This window comes from Streptomyces sp. NPDC089424 (genome assembly GCF_044749345.1).
GTDB lineage: Bacteria > Actinomycetota > Actinomycetes > Streptomycetales > Streptomycetaceae > Streptomyces.
The window spans coordinates 70,803-84,442 of record NZ_JBIVHU010000003.1 but is presented as its reverse complement, the minus strand read 5'-3'; the positions used below and the strand labels follow the sequence as shown (position 1 = coordinate 84,442).

The following is a 13,640-nucleotide window of genomic DNA, read 5'->3' as shown; positions in this document are numbered from 1 at the left end:
CCGAGAGGACGATCATGAGCACGGCGAGCACGGGACTGCCCGAGGGCCGTTACGGCCGTTCCTCGGACGAGCGCGCCGACCGCACTCTCAAGGTCGTCGGTGTGGCCCTCGGTGCGCTGCTCATCGCGGTGATCGGTTATTTCGCCTACCACTACATCGGGCAGAACAAGATCAGCGCCGAAGTGATCAGCTTCGATCTCTCGGACGAAGCGGTGAAGGTCGAGCTGGCGGTGGAGAAGGACGCGGGCGCCTCCGGCTACTGCACGGTCCGCTCCCAGTCGGCCGACGGCGCCGAGGTCGGCCGGGCCGACTTCCGCTTCGGCGGGGACGCCGAGCGCCTCAAGGAGGTGGTCACGCTGCGCACGACCGCACCGGGGACCACGGCGGAGCTGCTGGGCTGCCACGCCAACTGACGTCACTCCTTATCTACGGGCTCTGACCTGCATTGACGTGATTTTGGGCACGAATGTCCTACCCCTTCCGTCCCTGAATTGTTAGGCTCGTGGTTTCGCCCACTCATGGAGGAACATTCTTCTGGGTAGGGCGATGCTTTGTATCCCCAGTACCGACGAGGAGCACCTGTGACCCAGACCAGCGAGAACGTCACCTGGCTGACCCAGGAGGCGTACAACAAGCTCAAGGACGAGCTTGAGTACCTTACTGGTCCTGCGCGCACGGAGATCGCCGCCAAGATCGCGGCAGCGCGCGAGGAGGGCGACCTGCGCGAGAACGGCGGGTACCACGCGGCCAAGGAGGAGCAGGGCAAGCAGGAGCTTCGTGTGCGCCAGCTGACCCAGCTCCTCGACAACGCCCAGGTCGGCGAGGCGCCGACCTCGACGGACGGCGCCGTGGCGCCCGGCATGGTCGTGACGATCGCCTTCGACGGTGACGAGGACGACACCCTGACGTTCCTGCTCGCTTCGCGCGAGTACGCGAGCACCGACATCGAGACCTACTCGCCGCAGTCCCCGCTGGGGGCCGGCGTGATCGGAAACAAGGTCGGCGACGACGCGGAGTACGAGCTGCCGAACGGCAAGAAGGCCTCCGTGAAGATCCTGAAGGCCGAGCCCTACAGCGGCTGACCCCGCGGGCGCGGCGGCGGACCGCTGCCGCGCCGGCCTCGGTCGACCCCTGCCCCGAAGCCCCCGGCGTCCGCTCGACGCCGGGGGCTTCACCATGCTCAGGTCAGCCGTGCACGCCGGCCGGCCGCGGCGAACGGCCGACCGGACTTGGGCACGGGCGCGGACTCGGCCGCCTCAGGCCGTGGCCGAGCGGTACTTCCGCACCGCGAGGGTCCTGAAGATGACGACGATCAGGACCGAGTAGATCAGCGAGGCCAGGACCGGGTGCTGCATGGGCCAGGCGTCGGACTGGGAGACCCCGGGGTTGCCGAACAGCTCGCGGCAGGCCTGCACCGTGGCGCTGAACGGGTTCCATTCGGCGATGTGCCGCAGCCAGGGCGTCATCTGGCTGGAGTCCACGAAGGCGTTCGACACGAAGGTGACGGGGAAGAGCCAGACCAGCCCGCCGGAGGTGGCCGCCTCGGGCGTCCGCACGGAGAGGCCGATCAGCGCGCCGATCCAGGTGAACGCGTATCCCATCAGAAGCAGCAGCCCGAACGCGCCGAGCACCTCGCCCACGTTGGTGTGGGTGCGCCAGCCGACCAGCAGGGCGACGATCGCGAGCACCAGCAGGGTGAGCGCCGTCTGCACCAGGTCGGCCAGGGTGCGGCCGGTCAGCACCGCCCCGCGGGCCATGGGCAGCGAGCGGAACCTGTCGACCAGGCCCTTGTGCATGTCCTCGGCGATGCCCGCGCCCGCGCCGGCCGTGGCGAAGGTCACGGTCTGGGCGAAGATGCCCGCCATCAGGAACTCGCGGTAGATGCCGGGCTCGGTGCTGCCGCCGATGTTCATGGAGCCGCCGAACACATAGCTGAACAGCACCACGAACATGATCGGCTGGAACAGGCCGAAGATGATCATCTCGGGGATCCGGGACATCCGGATCAGGTTGCGCTTGGCGACGATCAGGGAGTCCCTGACGGACTGGCCGAGCGGATGCGGGCGCGCGGCCCGCTGCGGGGTGGCGTCGGTGACGGCACTCACTTGACGGACTCCTTCTTGCGCTTGCGGCCCTTGGCCTCGGCGGACGCGTCGCCCGCCTCGCCCTGCTCCTCGTCCTTGACCTCGGCCGCGTGTCCCGTCAGGGACAGGAACACGTCGTCGAGGGTCGGGCGGCGCAGGCCGATGTCGTCGATCTCCATGCCGCGGACGTCCAGCTCGCGGATGACCTCGGCGAGCAGCTTGGCACCACCGGTGACGGGCACCGTCAGCTTGCGGGTGTGCTCCTCGACGGTGGTCTCGCCCTTGCCGAAGCCGGCCAGCACCTCGGCGGCGGCGGCGATGTGCTCGCGGTCGTGCACCACGACCTCGACGCGCTCGCCGCCGGTGCGGGCCTTGAGCTGGTCGGAGGTGCCACGGGCGATCACGCGGCCCTGGTCGACCACCGCGATGTCGTGCGCGAGGTGGTCGGCCTCCTCCAGGTACTGCGTGGTCAGCAGCAGCGTCGTACCGCCGGAGACCAACTGCTTGATGACCTCCCACAGCTGCTGGCGGTTGCGCGGGTCGAGGCCGGTCGTCGGCTCGTCCATGAACATCACGGGCGGCGAGACCACGAGCGCCGCGGCCAGGTCGAGCCGGCGGCGCATACCGCCCGAGTAGGTCTTGGCGGGCCGGTCGGCGGCGTCCGCGAGGTTGAACTGGTCGAGCAGCTCGCCCGCGCGGACCTTCGCGGCCTTCGCGCTCATCTGGTAGAGCTGGCCGACCATCTGGAGGTTCTCCCGGCCGGTCAGGTATTCGTCCACGGCCGCGAACTGGCCGGACAGGCCGATGGAGCGCCGCACGTCGTCGGGGCGGGCGAGCACGTCGATGCCCGCGACGACGGCTCGGCCGCTGTCGGGGCGCAGCAGGGTCGTCAGACAGCGGACCGTCGTCGTCTTGCCGGCGCCGTTCGGCCCGAGCAGGCCGAGGACGGTGCCCTCGGGGACATCGAGGTCGACGCCGTCCAGAGCCCTTACGTCACCGAAGGTCTTGACCAGACCTTCGGCGTAGATGGCGCCTGGCATATGAGTCTCCACGTCGGTTGGGGTGCTGCTGGAGCACTGGGGCTGCGGGATTCGTCCCGGCTGATGGGCGGGGCCACGAGACACACCATAACGCGATGTATCGCGTCTCTCAACGACACTTGCCCGAACGAGGGACGAAGAGTTGGCGATCTTGACCCGATTCCGGCCCGACCTCGGCCTTCGCGAGCAGTCCGCCGCCCGGCGGCGGCTCAGTCGATGACGGTGTAGCCCGCCTCGCGCAGGGCCTCCCCGACCTCGACGCAGTGCGCCGGGCCCTTCGTCTCCAGGTGCAGTTCGACCTCCGCCTCCGTGAACCCGAGCCGAGGATCGGTCCGTACATGGCTCACGTCGAGGACGTTAGCGTCCACCACTGACAACGCCCCGAGAAGCGTCGCGAGGGCACCCGGCCGGTCCGTCAGCCGCAGGCGTACGGCCAGGTAGCGGCCCTGCGCCGCCATCCCGTGCCGCAGCACGCGCTGCATCAGGACCGGATCCACGTTGCCGCCCGAGAGCACCGCCACGACCGGGCCCTCGAAGGCACCCGGATCGCTCAGCAGCGCCGCCACCGGACTCGCCCCGGCGGGCTCCACGACCAGCTTCGCCCGCTCGAGACAGAGCAGCAGCGCGGTGGACAGCTCATCCTCGCTGACCGTCCGGACCTCGTCCACCAGATTTCCGACGAGCGCGAACGGCACGTCGCCGGGCCTGCCGACCCGGATGCCGTCGGCCATCGTCACCGGGTTCCCGATCGCCACCGGGCGCCCGGCCGCCAGCGAGGGAGGATACGCCGCCGAGCCCGCCGCCTGCACCCCGACGATCCGCACGTCGGGCCGCAGGGCCTTCACCGCGACCGCGACACCGGCCGCCAGCCCGCCGCCGCCGATGCCGACGACGATCGTGCGCACCTCGGGGCACTGCTCCAGGATCTCCAGGCCGACGGTGCCCTGACCCGCGATGACGTCCGGGTGGTCGAAGGGGTGGATGAACACGGCGCCGGTCTCGGCGGCGTACTCCTGTGCGGCGGCCAGGGTCTCGTCGACCACCTGTCCGTGCAGACGCACCTCCGCCCCGTACTCCCGGGTCGCGCTGATCTTGGGCAGCGGGGCGCCCCTCGGCATGAACACCGTGGCGTGGACCCCGAGCAGCGAGGACGCCAGGGCGACGCCCTGCGCGTGGTTGCCGGCGCTCGCCGCGACCACCCCCGCGGCACGCTCCTCGGGCAGCAGACCGGCGATCCTGACGTAGGCGCCGCGCAGCTTGAACGAGCCCGTCCGCTGGAGGTTCTCGCACTTGAGGAGGACCGGCGCGTCCACCAGCTGGGTCAGATACCTGCTGCCCTCCATCGCGGTGACCCGTGCGACGCCGCTCAGCATCTTCTGCGCGCCGCGCACGTCGTCCAGGGTGACCGAGGGCAAGGAGGGGGCCTTGCGGTAGTTCATGACTCAAGTCTCCCAGTTCACACCCCGCCGAACGCGCTGTGACCAACGTCCGAGACGGGTTTGCGCAGCGCCGGTACGGCCCGCCGCCCGGCCGCGTACCCTGTCCCCCAACCCAGCACCCAGCATGAAGTGAGCCCCCGGCCATGCCCACAACACCTGAAATGTCGATGGACATGACGACCGTCGGTGACACCGGCCTTCTCGACGCGCTGCAGCACGAGGTCGCCGTGTTCGCCCGACGTGCCGAGCAGACCCGGCTCGGCGGGGTCGGGCAGGTCCGCAACTCCATGGACCGCGCCGCGTACCTGCTCCTGAACCGGCTCGACAAGGAGGGGCCGATGGGCGTCAAGGCGCTCGCCGCGAGCATGGGCATCGACTCCTCGACCGTCACCCGGCAGGTGGCTCCGCTCGTCGACACGGGTCTGGTCAAGCGCACCTCGCACCCCGAGGACGGGCGCGCCGTGGTGCTCCAGCTCTCCCCGCGCGGTTCGGCGCGGCTCGAGGAGGTGCGCTCCTCCAGGCGCCAGCTGATGGCCGAGCTCACGCAGGAATGGGAACCGGAGGAGCGCGAGGCCTTCTGCACCCTCCTCACCCGCTTCAACCACGCCCTCTCGGCGCGGATGGCCGTCCCGGGCGTGCCGGGGCCGGAAGCCCCGTCGGCTTCCTGAGGACCGCGGCCCGCGGGGCACCGGGCCGGCCGGGAGCCGCCGCCCCGCACGCCGCCTCCGCGATCGGCATCCCACCGTGCGCGGCTCTTGACCGAAAGGGCGCGCCTGCCCTCATATGAGACCGGGTCCCCGCGGTCGCATGCGGGTACGCGTCCGGTGCGCCGGCTGCGTCGGCGGGAACCCTTCCTCAGGTCGGCCTCAGGCGGGAGGCACGGTGCGAGAACGGCAAGCGGTTCAAGGTGCCCGCCGGGCCCAGGAGTTCGAGGCGTTCGTCGCCGGCGCGGCGGGACGGCTGCTGCACACCGCCACGCTCCTGACCGCCGAGGCCCCCGACGCCAACCCGCGCGCGCGGCGCCTGCTCACGCTGGCCCTGGCCAGAACGTACGCCTCCTGGGACCGGCTGCGCGGCGAGGACCCCTACGACCGCACGCGCGCGTGCCTCGCCGTCCGCTTCGCGCACCGCGCCTGGCACCAGTACGGCGCGCTCGGCCGGGCCCGCCCGCACCCCGGCAGCGCGCTCGCCGAACTCACCCCGCAGGAACGCCTGGTGGTGGTCCTCCGGCTGTACGAGGGGGTCCCCGAGGAACAGACGGCGGCCCTGCTCGGGCTGCCCGCGGAACGGGTCCACGCCCTGTGCGACCGGGCGACCGCGACCCTGCTGCACCCGGCCCGGCCGGCGGCGACCGCGGTGACCGGCGCGCGGATGGCGGCGTCATGACCGGGAGATCGCCGTGAGCCGGGCCGATCGCGAGTCCGCCGCGCGCCGGGTCATGGAGCGGACGTCACCCCGGGTGCCACCGGACCTCGGCGCCGACGCCGTGCGCCTCGGTGAGCGCCTGCTGCGGCGCCGGGCCCTCGCCCTGCGGCTGGCCTGGCTGCTGCTGTTCGCGGTGACCGTGGCCTTCACCGTGTGGGCGCTGACCGAGCGCCCCTGGGTGGAGCCGCCGTCGCAGACGACCCCACCGCTCACCGGCTGGTAGGGCCTGTCGCGTCCGCGGCGTGATCCGCACGGCAGGCCCTTGCCGTCAGGACCGGCCGAGCGCCTGCTGCAGGTCCTCCAGCAGGTCATCGACGTTCTCGATGCCCACCGACAGGCGCACCAGGGCGCCCGGGACCTCCAGGGCCGAGCCGGCCACCGAGGCGTGCGTCATACGACCCGGGTGCTCGATCAGCGACTCGACGCCGCCGAGGGACTCGCCGAGGGTGAACACCTGGGCGCGGTTGCAGACCTCGACCGCCGCCTCCTCGCCGCCCTCGACCAGGAAGGAGACCATGCCGCCGAACGACCGCATCTGCTTGGCGGCGATCTCGTGGCCGGGGTGGTCGGGCAGCCCCGGGTAGAGCACGCGCGTCACGCGCGGGTGCCGGGTGAGCATGTCGACGACCTTGGCGGCGTTCTCGCTGTGCCGGTCCATGCGCACGGAGAGGGTCTTGGTGCCGCGCAGCACCAGCCACGAGTCGAAGGGCCCGGCGACCGCGCCCATCGCGTTCTGGTGGAACGCCAGCTCCTCGCCGAGCGCCGCGTCACCGACGACCAGCGCGCCGCCCACGACGTCCGAGTGGCCGCCCATGTACTTGGTCAGGGAGTGCACGACGACGTCCGCGCCGAGCGCCAGCGGCTGCTGGAGGTACGGCGTGGCGAAGGTGTTGTCGACGACGAGGCGGGCGCCGGCGTCCCGGGCGATCTGGGCGACGACCGCGATGTCGGTGATGCCGAGCAGCGGGTTCGAGGGGGTCTCCACCCACACGATCTTGGTCTTCGGTGTGAGGGCGGCCCGCACGGAGGCGGGGTCGCTGGTGTCGGCGACCGACCACTCCACGCCCCAGCGGGCGACGACCTTCGCGAACAGCCGGAACGTACCGCCGTAGGCGTCGTCGGGGATCACCACGTGGTCGCCGGGGCTCAGGAGCGTACGCAACAGGCAGTCCTCGGCCGCCAGCCCGGACGCGAACGCGAGCCCGCGGCGGCCGCCTTCCAGGGCGGCGAGGTTCTCCTCCAGGGCTGTCCTGGTCGGGTTGGCGCTGCGGCTGTACTCGTAGCCGCCGCGCAGGCCGCCCACCCCGTCCTGTTTGTAGGTGGACACCTGGTAGATCGGCGGGACGACCGCGCCGGTGACGGGGTCCGCCGTGTTGCCCGCGTGGATGGCGAGCGTTTCGAAGTGCTGACTGATGTGCCTGTCGCTCATGGGAACCGAGCGTAGGCGCTCGACAGGGGGTGGCGCAGGGCGCGCCCGCCTCTTTCCGTGCCGCGCGAGTCGCCCGGGCGCCGCTCGGCCGCTGTTCCCGGGCCCGTCCGAGCCCCGCCCGAGCCCTGTCCGGGCGCCGGGCGCACCGCTCGCCCGGAAGTTTTCCACAGGCTGCCGAGGGGGTTGGCCAATTGTCGGCGGCGTCTGGTTCGCTTGAGACATGGAAATTCTCTGGGTCCTGTTCGCCCTGCTCATGATCGGCTTCGTGCTGGGTCCCGTCATGCTGCGCAGGCGCAGGGGGATAGAGCTGGTCAAGCCGGGCCACCCGGACGCGGCGGACCCCGCGAACTACGGGTTCGTCCTCCAGGAGGAGCTCGACATCCGCATGCCCGGACCCGACCAGGACCTGGTGGACGTGCTGGACCTGGTGCAGCGCACGCAGGACCACCGGGCCGCCGCACAGCTCCTCGCCGGGACGGAGGCGCAGGGCGAGCTGCGCTGGCAGCGTGTGCAGGCCTTCGCGGGTGCCGCCTCCCTGGAGCTCCAGCAGCGGCCGGGCGGCGTCAGCGAGTCGCCGGGCGGCCAGTGGCTGCGCGTCTGGCGGGCGGAAGCACCCAAGGACGCGGGCGGCGCGGCCGTACACGCCGAATTCCTGGTCCAGCAGGCCTGGCGGACGGCGACACCGGGCACGGACGACTTCCGGATCATCATGGAGGAGGCGAAGACGGCATGCGGCGACGCGGCCCTGCTCGCCCCCGGTGACCCGATTCCCTACATCATCGAGCTGTCGGTGGCCCGTGGCCTCGGCTACCCGCGCGCGGAGTTCGAGCAGCTCTGGCTGAAGATCCTGGACCGCGCACCCCACCACATGGGCGCGCACCTGGCCGCCCTGCACTACTGGTGCGAGAAGTGGCACGGGTCGCGGGAGCTGGCCACTCAGTTCGCGGAGGCGGCGGCCGCCCGTGCCCCGCATGGCTCGCTGCTCGCGGCGATGCCGCTGTTCTCGGTGTTCGAGCACCTCCCCGAGGTCAACCTGGTCGCCGGGTTTTACCAGAGCGAGGTCGTGACCAAGGCGATCCACGGCGCCCTCCACGCGGTCCACTCGGCTCACGCCGACGACCCGATGCTGGCGCACGTGCGGCATCTGCTGGTCCTCTTCCTGGTCCGCTCGGAGCGCTGGGCGGAGGCCATGAGCCAGCTGATACACATCGACGGCCACGTCGGCGCCCTGCCGTGGACGCTGTCGTCCGACCCGGCCGCCGAGTTCGCGGTGTACCGGGCGCTGGCGGTCGCGGGCTACGAGGCGAACGGCGGCAGCCCGGCGACGCTGCTGCGCTGATCAGCGACACCGGGCGGGCGACGGGCGGGGCCGGCGGCCCGCCCGCCTGCGGAATGCGGGGCGGTGTTCGAACGTTCAACAAAACACCGCCCCGTCCCGACGCCTGATGGCGCCGGCGAGGCGTCCCCGTACGCACCCCGGCAGAAGGAGCCCCCATGCTGTTCCGCCGTACGCCCACCCTGCCCACCCCCGAGCAGGCGCTGCAGGGCCGCGCGGAGCCCGCCTTCACCGTCCCCGAGCGCCACACCGTCCTCGGCAACCCGCTGCGCGGCCCCTACCCCGCGGGCCTGGAGATCGCCGACTTCGGTCTCGGCTGTTTCTGGGGCGCCGAGCGCAAGTTCTGGCAGCTGCCCGCAGGGGTCTGGACGACCCTCGTCGGCTACCAGGGCGGCCACACCGAGAACCCCACCTACGAAGAGGTCTGCTCCGGCCTGACCGGCCACACCGAGGCCGTCCGCGTGGTCTACGACCCGGACGTGATCTCGTACGACCGCCTCCTGAAGACCTTCTGGGAGGCGCACGACCCGACGCAGGGCTTCCGCCAGGGCAACGACGTCGGCACGCAGTACCGCTCGGCGATCTACACCCACACCCCCGAGCAGGCCGCGACCGCGCAGGCGTCCCGCGAGGCGTACCAGAAGGTCCTGACCGGCTCGGGCTACGGCCGCATCACCACGGAAATCCTCCCGGCCGACACCCGCACCTTCTACCCGGCCGAGGGCTATCACCAGCAGTACCTCGACAAGAACCCTGCGGGCTACTGCGGAATCGGCGGTACCGGCGTCAAGCTGAGCACCCCGTTCGAGACGAACTGGGGCGCGTCCTGCCCGACGGGTATCGCTCCGGCACCGGAGGCCGCGGACCAGTAGCCGGCGTGCGCCCAGGTGTTCCGAGGAGGGCGGCCGTGCCACCGCCAAGCACGCGGTGCAGCGGCGCGCCCTCCTCCCTGGCGCTGAACAACGGAACGGCGGTCGAAATCAGTGGCCGCCCGATCCGGCCGACCCCACGCTGTACGCCATGGAAGCACCGCAACGCGGGGTCCGTGCGGCCTTTGCCGAGTCCACGATCACCGTCTACCAGGCCTACTCCCCGGAGATCGGCCTGCCCGCCGTCCGCGAGGGCCGTTTCCCCTCCGCGTGGAAGCGGGACAGGATGACCTGGATCAAGCCGTCGTTCCTGTGGATGATGTACCGCTGCGGCTGGGGAGCCAAGGAAGGGCAGGAGACCGTGCTCGCCGTCGAGATCGACCGTGACGGCTTCGAATGGGCGCTGCGCCACGCGTGTCTTTCGAGCTATGTGCGCGGGGTGCACCCCGATCGAGCGACATGGCAGCGTCAGTTGAAGCGCGCGCCCGCCCGCGTGCAGTGGGACCCGGAGCGGGACCTGCACCTACAGCCGCTGCCGTACCGGTCCCTGCAACTCGGCCTCTCCGGTGAGGCCGTACGACGCTATGCGGACGAATGGACGGTCGCCATCCGCGACGTGACCCCGCTCGCCCACGAGATACACGCCCACGTCCGCCGTGGTGACCTGGACTCCGCCACCCGCCTGCTGCCCCAGGAACGCGCCTATCCCGCCGAGGGCGAGCTTCTGGCCCACCTGCTGCCGGCTGAGGGATGAGCGGCAGCCTCGACCGGGACCACCTGTCCGAACTGTGGCAGCGCCGGTATCCGAAAGGGCCTCCCGTCGCCCACGAACTACGCACTGCCTACGGCGACCGTTGGGTGCGCTTCCACAGCCTGCCGGGCTCGAAGCGCTACCCGGAGACCGAGGACGAGTACGCCGTCGTCCTCCACCGGTACAACACGGTCCTGGACGAACTCTTCGCGGGCACCGACGTCTACGTCGTCACCGTGGCCTGGTCCTGGGAACCGGCCGGACCGGAACTCCCGCCGCAGCGGCACGAGGTGCACCCCCAAGGCGCCCGATGGACGACGCTCGCGTACGACGACGATCCCGACCCCGAACTCCACAGCTACACGCACCTCTACGCCGACCTTCGCCCCTGGCGGCCAGGCACGGTCGACGACATCCTCCGTCAAGTGGCAGACGACGTACTCGCTGGAGTGATCATCACCGACAGCGGACTCGGCCGCATCCACCATCCGTACGACGGCGGCGCAGACGTCATCGCGACGAGTTCGGCGGAACGCGACCGACTGCGTGACAGCCACCAGGACTGGCTGCCTCGAAACCCCGCCGGCCTCTGAAACGGATCCGGGAGCGACGACCGGCAAGCCACGTCGCGGTAGCCGCCGGGCCCTCGTGATGCCGCGGTCGGGCTTCGTGATGCCGGGTCGGGTTCCGCGTAAGGAGGGCCGGGGGTATTCCCCCGGGCCGATTCGGGAGTTGGCTGGATGTGACGCTCCGTCACTGTCCATCAGGCTGCTGTGCATGAAGCAGATCACGAAGAGTGTCGCCCTGATCGCCGCCGCCTCCGGAGTCGTCTTCGGGCTCGTCACCCCGCTCACCGCGTCCGCCACCGGCGCGCCCGCGCCCCCGCCCCCGCCCCTGAAGTGGACCGACTGCGAGGGGACCGGACTCGACCCGCGCCAGGAGTGTGCGACCGTGTCCGTGCCGATGGACCATGCCGACCCCGGCGGCCCGAAGATCGACATCGCCGTCTCCCGGATCCGCAGCCAGAGCCCCGCCCGCCGGGGCGTGCTGCTCATGATCCCCGGCGGGCCGGGCGGGGACAGCCTCGCCCATCCCTCCGACAAGGGAAAACTGATGCCGCGGGAGGTGCGGGACGCCTACGACCTGGTCGGGTTCGCGCCGCGCGGCAACGCGCCGTCCACGCCGGTCAGTTGCGAGGTCGGCTCCGGCGACCTGTCCGTGACGAGCATGCTGCCCTGGCCCGCCCCCGACGGCTCCGTCACCGGGAACATGGCCATGGGCCGGCGCCTGGGAGACGCCTGCGCCCGCAACGGCGGCGACCTGATGCGGCACATCACCACCCTCAACAACGCGCGGGACGTCGACAGCGTCCGGGCCGCCCTCGGCGAGCGCAAGCTGTCCGTCTGGGGCGTCTCCTACGGCACCTACGTCGGCGCCGCCTACACCGAGCTGTTCCCGCGGCGCACCGACCGCATCGTGCTGGACAGCAGTGACAACCCCGACCCCGTGCACGCCGAGCGCGCCTGGCTGCGCGCGTTCGAGGTGGGCGTCGAGGACAACTTCCCCGAGTTCGCCACGTGGGCCTCCAGGCCCGGCAATCCGGACCGCGTCGCGGGCACCCCGGCCCGGGTGCGCTCCCGCTTCCTCGCCCTCGCCGCCCGGCTGGACCGCGAGCCGATCCCCTGGCCCGGTGCCAACCCGGCGGAGCTGAACGGCAACGTGCTGCGCCAGGCCATGCTGAACAGCCTCTACGACCCGGACGACTACCCGGTGCTGGCGAAGCTGATGCTGGCCGCCGAGAGCGGCACGCTGCCGGCCGCTCCGCCGAGGCCGCCGGAGCCGGCGCTCCAGAACTACCTGGCGGTCGGTGCGGCGACGATCTGCAACGACGCCGCCTGGCCCAGGTCGGCGTCGGTGTACGAGAAGGGTGTCGCCGAGAGCCGGGCGAAGTATCCGCTCACCGCGGGCATGCCGCGCAACGCCCTGCCGTGCACCGCGTGGCCGTGGCAGCCGCGGGAGGCACCGCTGCGGGTGACGGACCGGGGGCCGTCCAACGTGCTGATGATCCAGAACGAGCGGGACGTGGCCACGCCGTTGATCGGTGCGCTGAAGCTGCGCGAGGCCTACGGGCGGCGGGCCGTGATGGTGACGATGGACTCGACCGGGCATGACGCGTACCTGGGGAACGGCAACGCGTGCGGGGACGCGGTCGTGTCGCGGTATCTCGCGACCGGGAAGCGGCCGGTGAAGGACCTGTACTGCGAGTGAGCCGGCCGGCTGCCGGTTGGCTCGGGCGGCCGTTCGGCGGGCCGTGTCGCGGCACGGCCCGCGGTCACCGCACCGCTCCGCCCGCCGCACTCCCCGTCACGGCGTGCCACCTGACCCGGTGCCCTTCCGGGGCCTCGACGGACAGGACGCGGTCGCGCAGGACGGGGAGTTCGGTGCGGATGCGGCTCACCTCGGTCATGTCGCAGTCGACCGTCACCGTCTCCGCGTCGGGTCCCGCCTCGCGCAGGACCGTGCCCCACGGGTCGGCGACGACGCTGTGTCCGGCCTGCCGCATCCCGCCGTGCGTGCCCGTCGCACAGCAGGCCAGCAGGAACACCTGCTCCTCCAACGCCCTGGTGCGGGTGAGGAGCCGCCAGTGGCCGAGCCGTGCCGCGGGCCATGCGGCAGGTACGACGATCAGCTCGGCGCCCGCGTCGAGCAGTCCCCGGAAGAGTTCGGGGAAGCGCAGGTCGTAGCAGACGGCGAGCCCGACCACCCCGAAGTCGGTGGGCACGGTGACGATGTCGTGGCCCCCTCCCATCAGGGTCGCCTCGCCGGTGTCGAAGCCGTACCGGTGGATCTTGCGGTAGTGGCCGCGCAGGTCACCGGCCGGGTCGAAGAGGAGCGCGGTGTTGTACAGCGTCCCGTCCCGGTCCCGCTCGACGAGCGACCCGGCGTGGAGCCACACCCCGGCCCCCCGGGCGGCGGCGGACATGGCCTCGGCCGTCGGCCCGTCGAGCGCCTCGGCGTCGCGGTCCCAGCCGTCGTACGACCAGGCCCCGGCGGCCCAGAGCTCCGGCAGGACCACGAGATCGTCTCCCGCCCTGTCCCGGACCAGCGAGGCCGCTCTGCGGCGGCGCTCGTCGGCCGTGTCCGACGCGTCGACGGACAGCTGTATCAGCGAGGCACGCATGGCAGTCACTTCCCGACGTGGACCGAGCCCCCTGTTCCCATGGTGGCCCCGGCCCGCCGTGTCGGCCGGTCAGGCGGCCCGACGAC

Annotated in this window: 15 protein-coding genes; 10 read left to right on the top strand and 5 right to left on the bottom strand. The window is 71.8% G+C overall.

The genetic code is table 11. From position 1 onward, the window contains the following. The first annotated feature begins 14 nt into the window (after positions 1-14). Complete coding sequence (locus ACIP2X_RS15405; protein WP_401672588.1) at positions 15-413, top strand: DUF4307 domain-containing protein; 399 nt, start codon at positions 15-17, stop codon at positions 411-413. A 168-nt stretch (positions 414-581) separates the two neighbouring features. Next, entirely contained in the window at positions 582-1,082 is a 501-nt protein-coding gene (gene greA / locus ACIP2X_RS15400; RefSeq protein ID WP_401672586.1) for a transcription elongation factor GreA, read from the top strand. Between the two features lie 174 nt (positions 1,083-1,256). Here the strand turns inward: greA and ACIP2X_RS15395 are convergent, their stop codons facing one another. The 3 genes from ACIP2X_RS15395 to ilvA all read right to left on the bottom strand — a co-directional run bounded on the left by ACIP2X_RS15395 (position 1,257) and on the right by ilvA (position 4,563). After that, positions 1,257-2,105: an ABC transporter permease gene (locus tag ACIP2X_RS15395; protein WP_401672584.1), complete on the bottom strand. Its 849-nt coding sequence runs from the start codon at positions 2,103-2,105 to the stop codon at positions 1,257-1,259. After that, positions 2,102-3,124, bottom strand: coding sequence for an ATP-binding cassette domain-containing protein (locus ACIP2X_RS15390; protein ID WP_401672581.1), 1,023 nt, complete (start codon positions 3,122-3,124; stop codon positions 2,102-2,104). Before ACIP2X_RS15390 ends, ACIP2X_RS15395 begins: the two co-directional genes overlap by 4 nt. Before the next feature lie 209 nt (positions 3,125-3,333). Next, positions 3,334-4,563, bottom strand: a complete 1,230-nt coding sequence (gene ilvA / locus ACIP2X_RS15385) for a threonine ammonia-lyase (protein WP_401672579.1) — start codon at positions 4,561-4,563, stop codon at positions 3,334-3,336. A 161-nt stretch (positions 4,564-4,724) separates the two neighbouring features. On the opposite strand from ilvA, the gene ACIP2X_RS15380 reads away from it, so the two are divergent. The 3 genes from ACIP2X_RS15380 (at position 4,725) to ACIP2X_RS15370 (ending at position 6,211) form a co-directional block, all read left to right on the top strand. Beyond that, the gene (locus ACIP2X_RS15380; RefSeq protein WP_401672576.1) at positions 4,725-5,231 is read left to right on the top strand and encodes a MarR family winged helix-turn-helix transcriptional regulator; all 507 of its coding nucleotides are present in this window, start codon (positions 4,725-4,727) and stop codon (positions 5,229-5,231) included. A 214-nt stretch (positions 5,232-5,445) separates the two neighbouring features. Then, positions 5,446-5,949, top strand: a complete 504-nt coding sequence (locus ACIP2X_RS15375) for a sigma factor-like helix-turn-helix DNA-binding protein (RefSeq protein ID WP_401672574.1) — start codon at positions 5,446-5,448, stop codon at positions 5,947-5,949. Positions 5,950-5,962: 13 nt separating this feature from the next. Then, on the top strand, positions 5,963-6,211 hold the full coding sequence (locus tag ACIP2X_RS15370) for a hypothetical protein (protein WP_401672571.1): 249 nt from the start codon (positions 5,963-5,965) through the stop codon (positions 6,209-6,211). A 45-nt stretch (positions 6,212-6,256) separates the two neighbouring features. Here ACIP2X_RS15370 and ACIP2X_RS15365 read toward each other — a convergent pair whose 3' ends face one another. Beyond that, positions 6,257-7,417 carry a cystathionine gamma-synthase gene (locus ACIP2X_RS15365; RefSeq protein WP_401672569.1) on the bottom strand — a complete coding sequence of 387 codons (1,161 nt, stop codon included), beginning with the start codon at positions 7,415-7,417 and terminating at the stop codon, positions 6,257-6,259. A gap of 220 nt (positions 7,418-7,637) precedes the next feature. On the opposite strand from ACIP2X_RS15365, the gene ACIP2X_RS15360 reads away from it, so the two are divergent. The 5 genes from ACIP2X_RS15360 (at position 7,638) to ACIP2X_RS15340 (ending at position 12,641) form a co-directional block, all read left to right on the top strand. Further along, a complete protein-coding gene (locus ACIP2X_RS15360) occupies positions 7,638-8,756 on the top strand; it encodes a hypothetical protein (RefSeq protein ID WP_401672567.1) in 1,119 nt (372 codons plus the stop codon). A 155-nt stretch (positions 8,757-8,911) separates the two neighbouring features. Continuing rightward, positions 8,912-9,625, top strand: coding sequence for a peptide-methionine (S)-S-oxide reductase MsrA (gene msrA, locus ACIP2X_RS15355; RefSeq protein WP_401672565.1), 714 nt, complete (start codon positions 8,912-8,914; stop codon positions 9,623-9,625). Positions 9,626-9,773: 148 nt separating this feature from the next. Next, complete coding sequence (locus ACIP2X_RS15350; protein WP_401672563.1) at positions 9,774-10,376, top strand: DUF4291 domain-containing protein; 603 nt, start codon at positions 9,774-9,776, stop codon at positions 10,374-10,376. Further along, positions 10,373-10,966 (top strand): hypothetical protein, encoded by a 594-nt coding sequence (locus ACIP2X_RS15345; protein ID WP_401672561.1) that lies wholly within the window; start codon positions 10,373-10,375, stop codon positions 10,964-10,966. The genes ACIP2X_RS15350 and ACIP2X_RS15345 overlap by 4 nt, the downstream gene beginning before the upstream one ends. Positions 10,967-11,150: 184 nt before the next feature. Beyond that, complete coding sequence (locus ACIP2X_RS15340) at positions 11,151-12,641, top strand: alpha/beta hydrolase (protein ID WP_401672559.1); 1,491 nt, start codon at positions 11,151-11,153, stop codon at positions 12,639-12,641. Positions 12,642-12,705: 64 nt separating this feature from the next. Here the strand turns inward: ACIP2X_RS15340 and ACIP2X_RS15335 are convergent, their stop codons facing one another. Further along, a complete protein-coding gene (locus ACIP2X_RS15335; RefSeq protein ID WP_401672557.1) occupies positions 12,706-13,554 on the bottom strand; it encodes a carbon-nitrogen family hydrolase in 849 nt (282 codons plus the stop codon). Between the last annotated feature and the right edge of the window lie 86 nt (positions 13,555-13,640).